The organism is Psychromonas sp. Urea-02u-13 (assembly GCF_002835995.1).
Lineage (GTDB): Bacteria > Pseudomonadota > Gammaproteobacteria > Enterobacterales > Psychromonadaceae > Psychromonas.
The window spans coordinates 24260-30385 of record NZ_PJBZ01000088.1 but is presented as its reverse complement, the minus strand read 5'-3'; the positions used below and the strand labels follow the sequence as shown (position 1 = coordinate 30385).

Sequence of the window (6126 nt, the reverse complement as noted above, 5' to 3'; positions counted from 1 at the left end):
ACCTATAAAGACGTACTCACTGTGCAACCTTTTGGCAATAGCATCACAAAAAGTAATATGACAGGTGCAAATATTACTGAATATTTAAATAGCGTTGCGATGTTTGAAGTTGGCTCTGGTGCTTATGCGCAATTTATTGGTGTCTCAATGACAGTTGACTGTAGCGCAAGCACGGTTGATATCAGCGATATTAATGGTAAAGGTTATGATGCATCAGCAACTTACAGCTTTACCGTACCGAGTTATAACGCTGCAGGTGGCGATGGATATCCAATATTAGATCCGATTAAAACTGGCTATGTGGATGCTGAAGTCTTATATACATATTTAAAAGATAAACGCACAATCACGCCAGGTGAGTTTACACCGACTAATAATGTGGTTTATAGCAACTCATTAAGCGTGAACGGTTGCCAGCTCTAGCCAATAGTCCATTTTTATGGTTCAATGTAGCCTTGAAAAACAGTGTATTTTGCACTGTTTTTTTTTTGCTCAATATAACGTAACAACACATTTTGTTAACCGAAAAGAAATTGTAGTAAGAAGTTTACTGCTCTCGATCTAGCTCACAATTTCTACAGCAATAACTGCCTAAAATCATTGCATCTTAAAAACAACAATAAATAAAAAAAATCCTTAACGGAATAAAGGATTTTATAAACAGCAAATTTTTATGGCGTTATCAGCAGGTGCAATAGTGAGGTTATTAATTCCTTGTCTAAAGTTGCCACTACCAGCTCCACCCGTATTACCCGGCATTATATGGATTTTTAGGGTTTACATCGGTGGGGTCATATACCAGCAATTGATTAGTGGATATTTTACGTAAAAGAACTTACGTTTAAAATCAACTAATAATAAAAAACAGATATAGGAAGTAAACATGGAAAGCAAATTAGATCAATTACGTAAAGTGACAACGGTTGTAGCAGACACCGGTGACATTGAGGCGATTAAATTATATCAACCACAGGATGCAACAACTAATCCTTCATTGATTTTAAAAGCAGCTCAAATTAGCGCCTATGAACCATTGATTCAAAGTGCAATTAGTTATGCAAAAGCACAAAGCGATGATCAAGCACAACAAGTAGATGATACTTGCGACATGTTAGCGGTAAATATTGGTAAAGAAATTCTTAAAATTGTCCCTGGCCGTATCTCAACGGAAGTTGATGCAAAATTATCTTACGATACAGAAGCAAGTTTAACCAAAGCACGTAAATTAATTAAATTATATAACGATGCAGGTATTAGCAACGACCGCATTTTAATTAAATTAGCCTCTACGTGGCAAGGTATTCGTGCAGCAGAGATTTTAGAAAAAGAAGGCATCAACTGTAACTTAACTTTGTTGTTCTCTTTCGCTCAAGCACAAGCCTGTGCCGAAGCAAATGTTTACCTTATTTCTCCTTTTGTTGGTCGCATTATGGACTGGCACAAAAAGGCTGAAGGTAAAGATTTCACACCTGAAAATGATCCAGGCGTTAAATCAGTGACCGCTATTTACGATTACTACAAATCACACGGTTATAACACTGTTGTGATGGGCGCAAGCTTCCGTAACACCGGAGAGATTTTACAACTAGCTGGTTGTGATCGCCTAACAATTAGCCCACCGCTTTTACAGGAGCTAAGCGAATCAGAAGGAGAGGTTATTACACAGTTAGTAGAAACAACAGCACTTAACGAAAGACCACAAGCGTTAACAGAAGCACAATTTTTATGGTCACATAATCAAGATGCGATGGCAGTAGAAAAACTTGCTGAAGGTATTCGTAATTTTGCCATTGATCAAAATACATTAGACGAGATGATTAAAAATCGTCTTTAAAAACAACTTTAAACAAAACTTTAACTAAAACGGAGAGTTAGCATGCATATTGTAATGGGCCTAGTGGGGATTATTTCCCTTGTTTTAATCGCAGTTATTTTTTCTAGTAACCGTAAAGCGATCAACATACGAACAGTGGTGGGTGCATTTGCCATTCAAGCGGCCATCGCGGCCTTTGTTATCATGACGCCATTTGGGTCAACTGTTTTACAAACGGTTTCTTCAGGTGTTCAAGCGGTAATGGATAGCGCGAATGACGGTATTGCTTTCTTATTTGGCGGTTTAGTATCAGGTAAAATGTTTGAAGTGTTTGGTGGTGGCGGTTTTGTATTCGCATTTAAAGTACTACCAGTCATCATCTTCTTTGCTGCTTTCATGGGTGTACTTTACCACGTTGGCCTTATGCAATTTATCATCAAAATTTTTGGTGGTGCGTTACAAAAGTTATTAGGTACAAGTCGTACAGAGTCTATGTCTGCTGCCGCCAATGTATTTGTTGGTCAAACAGAAGCGCCTTTGTTAGTTAAACCTTACATTAAAAACATGACGCAATCAGAGCTATTTGCTGTGATGTGTGGTGGTTTAGCGTCTGTTGCTGGTGCCGTGTTAGTGGGTTATGCATCACTAGGTGTTAGCCTTGATTACCTTATTGCGGCGTCATTTATGGCTGCACCGGGTGGTCTATTAATGGCGAAGCTATTACACCCAGAAACTGAAAAACCGAACAATGACATTATTGAAGGTGAAGAAGAAGCAGAAAGTAAACCCGTTAATGTTATCGACGCAGCGGCAGCAGGTGCTTCTTCAGGTCTACAACTAGCACTAAACGTAGGTGCAATGTTAATTGCATTCATCGCGCTAATCTCATTAGTTAATATCATGTTAGGTGCATTTGGTGGTCTATTTGGTTTAGAAGCACTTTCACTTCAACAGATTCTTGGTTACGTATTCGCTCCTATTGCGTTCTTAATCGGTATTCCATGGTCTGAAGCAACTGCTGTTGGTAGCCTATTAGGTCAAAAACTAGTGGTAAATGAATTTGTAGCTTTCATCGACTTCGTTGGCATGAAAGACACACTAAGCGCACATTCACAGGTAATTGTTACTGTTGCACTATGTGGTTTTGCAAACTTATCTTCAATGGCTATTTTGTTAGGTGGTTTAGGTGTTCTTGCGCCATCACGTCGCCCAGATATCGCTCGTTTAGGTCTTAAAGCAGTACTTGCAGGTACGCTTTCTAACTTTATGAGCGCTGCATTAGTAGGTATTTTCTTTTCGATTAGTGGCGCAGCGCTTATCGGCTAAGCAATTGCTTAAAAGAAATAACATTTAATAACCCGCCACCACATTTGTGGTGGCAAATTTCACAACGGGTATAACGCAATGAATACACTACAACTTGTATCTAAAGAAGCTATCTCATTAATGGATTTAACCACGTTAAATGATAACGACACGGATATGAAAGTCATTCAGTTATGCAAGGATGCAAAAACACTAGCAGGTAATACAGCAGCAGTTTGTATCTACCCTCGCTTTGTTCCCACTGCGCGCAAAGCGTTAGCGATGCAAGACAGTGCAACTGTAAAAATAGCAACGGTTACTAATTTCCCTCATGGCAATGACGATTTAAACATCGCCTTTGCAGAGACACGTGCAGCAGTCGCTTACGGTGCAGACGAAGTAGACGTGGTATTTCCTTACCGCGCACTTATCGCTGGCAATAGTGACATTGGCGCACAAATGATAGCAGGCTGTCGCGCGATTTGCGGGACCAACGTTTGCTTAAAAGTCATTATCGAATCGGGTGAATTAAAGACCGATGCATTAATCAAACAGGCGAGTGATATTTGTATTGCAGCCGGTGCAGACTTTATCAAAACATCTACCGGTAAAGTACCTGTAAACGCAACATTAGAAGCAACCAAAGTGATGCTTCAATCAATTAAAGACTCAGGTAAAAACGTAGGCTTTAAAGCTGCTGGCGGCGTAAAAGACGCACAAACAGCAGGCAATTATTTACAACTTGCACGCGATATTATGGGTGATGACTGGGTAAATACAGATCACTTTCGTTTTGGCGCATCAAGTCTCTTAGTTAGCTTATTAAACGAATTAAATCTGACAGACACAGTAACAGGTCAAGTAATTGATCAAGGAGCTTATTAATGAAACGCACAATGATTTTATTGCTTGACTCATTTGGTATCGGCGCAACAGCAGACGCCCATACCTTTAAAGGCACACACCCAGACGGCACTGATTTTAATGACGTGGGTGCAAACACACTAGGTCATATCGCGAAAGCCTGTTTCGAAGGCAAAGCAGAAGAAGGCCGTACTGGCCCATTACATATTCCAAATATGAACAGTTTAGGTTTTGGCCAAGCGTGTTTTGAAAGCTCGGCTTTATACCCAGCAGGGTTAGATCAAAATGTCACGCCAATCGGCGCCTATGGTTATGCCAAAGAACTTTCAACAGGTAAAGATACCTCAAGTGGTCACTGGGAAATTGCAGGCGTACCGGTATTGTTTGATTGGGGATATTTCTCAGACAAGAAAAATAGCTTCCCACAATCACTACTTGATGAACTTGTTAAACGTGCAGACTTACCAGGTTACCTTGGTAACTGTCATTCATCAGGCACAGTGATTCTTGAAGAACTTGGTGAAGAGCATCTTAAAACAGGTAAACCAATCTTTTACACATCAGCAGATAGTGTTTTCCAGATTGCCTGTCATGAAGAAAGCTTTGGCCTTGAGCGTTTATATAAACTCTGCGAATTAGCGCGTGAATTAGTAGACGAATACAATATTGGCCGTGTTATTGCGCGCCCTTTCTTAGGCACAGAAGCAAGCAACTTTGCACGTTCAGTCAATCGTCACGATTACTCTGTTACACCACCAGCACCTACCCTGCTTGATAAAATGAAAGACAGTGGCGGTGAAGTGGTCAGCATTGGTAAAATTTCAGATATTTATGCTGAACAAGGTATTACTAAAGCGACTAAAGCTTATGGCGTTGATGGTTTATTTGATGCAAGTTTAGCGGAATTTAAAGCGGCAACAAACGACAGCATTATCTTCACCAACTTTGTTAACTTTGACGCTGATTTTGGTCACCGTCGTAATATCTCTGGTTATGCAGTGGCACTAGAATACTTCGATGCACGTTTGCCAGAAATGTTCGCATTATTAGGTGAAGACGACCTATTGGTATTAACAGCCGATCACGGTTGTGACCCAACTTGGCCAGGAAGCGATCATACTCGCGAGCATATTCCAGTTATTTTTTATGGCGATAAAGTGAAAGCAGGCTCAGTGGGTTTGCGTGATACGTTTGCCGATATCGGCCAATCAATTGCAGATTTTCATGACTTACCCGCACTTGATTACGGCACAACAATTTTAAAATAACTTAATGCAGCACGGTGGGTCTCAGCGACGACGTTGACCCCCCACCTTATTCACGCTACAAAACAAATTAATTACTATCATTTTTGGAGAATTATCATGGCAACACCTCATATCAACGCAGTCGATGGCGCATTCGCAGAAACAGTTTTAATGCCAGGTGACCCACTACGCGCAAAATATATTGCTGACACTTTCTTAGAAGATGTTGTGCAAGTAACAGACGTACGTAACATGTTTGGTTATACCGGTACTTATAAAGGTAAAAAAATCTCAGTAATGGGCCACGGTATGGGTATTCCATCTTGCTCTATTTACGCACACGAATTAATTACTGAATACGGTGTTAAAAACATTTTCCGTGTAGGTAGTTGTGGCGCAGTAAGCCTAGATGTAAAAGTACTAGATGTCATTATCGGTATGGGCGCATCAACAGATTCAAAATGTAACCGTATCCGTTTTGGTGGACATGATTATTCAGCCATTGCCGATTACGGATTGCTTGAGAAAACAGTGAACGCTGCACGTGCTCGTAAAATTGATGTGAAAGTAGGTAATATTTTCTCAGCAGATACTTTCTACACGTCAGAACCAGAGATTTTTGATGTACTAGAAAAATACGACATCTTAGGTGTTGAAATGGAAGCGGCTGGTATCTATGCCGTTGCTGTTGAAAATGGCGCAAAAGCAATGTGTATCTTAACCGTATCTGATCACATCAGAACTGGTGAAAAAACAACATCAGATGAACGCCAAACAAGTTTTAACGAAATGATTTTAATCGCGCTTGATGCTGCGATTACAGCATAAAAATTTATACCAACGTTCGTTACGTTCGCGCGTTGGCATAATTAAACACTAATAAGATGCAGAGGCCAT

General features: G+C 40.2%; 7 protein-coding genes. All 7 read left to right on the top strand.

Annotation, left to right across the window (positions count from 1 at the left end; all coding sequences use genetic code 11):
* On the top strand, positions 1–423 hold a 423-nt coding region (locus CXF74_RS17035), incomplete at its 5' end, for a 5'-nucleotidase C-terminal domain-containing protein (protein ID WP_198552896.1).
* A 250-nt stretch (positions 424–673) separates the two neighbouring features.
* Positions 674–829: a XapX domain-containing protein gene (locus CXF74_RS17030; protein ID WP_101083729.1), complete on the top strand. Its 156-nt coding sequence runs from the start codon at positions 674–676 to the stop codon at positions 827–829.
* Positions 830–883: 54 nt separating this feature from the next.
* Positions 884–1834: a transaldolase gene (tal, locus tag CXF74_RS17025; protein ID WP_101083728.1), complete on the top strand. Its 951-nt coding sequence runs from the start codon at positions 884–886 to the stop codon at positions 1832–1834.
* Between the two features lie 42 nt (positions 1835–1876).
* A complete protein-coding gene (locus CXF74_RS17020; RefSeq protein ID WP_101083727.1) occupies positions 1877–3139 on the top strand; it encodes a NupC/NupG family nucleoside CNT transporter in 1263 nt (420 codons plus the stop codon).
* Between the two features lie 78 nt (positions 3140–3217).
* Positions 3218–4003: a deoxyribose-phosphate aldolase gene (gene deoC, locus CXF74_RS17015; protein WP_101083726.1), complete on the top strand. Its 786-nt coding sequence runs from the start codon at positions 3218–3220 to the stop codon at positions 4001–4003.
* Entirely contained in the window at positions 4003–5250 is a 1248-nt protein-coding gene (locus tag CXF74_RS17010; RefSeq protein ID WP_101083725.1) for a phosphopentomutase, read from the top strand. The genes deoC and CXF74_RS17010 overlap by 1 nt, the downstream gene beginning before the upstream one ends.
* Before the next feature lie 96 nt (positions 5251–5346).
* Positions 5347–6057, top strand: a complete 711-nt coding sequence (deoD, locus tag CXF74_RS17005; protein WP_101083724.1) for a purine-nucleoside phosphorylase — start codon at positions 5347–5349, stop codon at positions 6055–6057.
* Positions 6058–6126 lie beyond the last annotated feature (69 nt).

Coding starts and splice junctions, on each gene's coding strand:
- CXF74_RS17030 (WP_101083729.1), top strand. CDS start 674: ATGGCGTTATCAGCAGGTGCAATAGTGAGGTTATTAATTCCTTGTCTA.
- tal (WP_101083728.1), top strand. CDS start 884: ATGGAAAGCAAATTAGATCAATTACGTAAAGTGACAACGGTTGTAGCA.
- CXF74_RS17020 (WP_101083727.1), top strand. CDS start 1,877: ATGCATATTGTAATGGGCCTAGTGGGGATTATTTCCCTTGTTTTAATC.
- deoC (WP_101083726.1), top strand. CDS start 3,218: ATGAATACACTACAACTTGTATCTAAAGAAGCTATCTCATTAATGGAT.
- CXF74_RS17010 (WP_101083725.1), top strand. CDS start 4,003: ATGAAACGCACAATGATTTTATTGCTTGACTCATTTGGTATCGGCGCA.
- deoD (WP_101083724.1), top strand. CDS start 5,347: ATGGCAACACCTCATATCAACGCAGTCGATGGCGCATTCGCAGAAACA.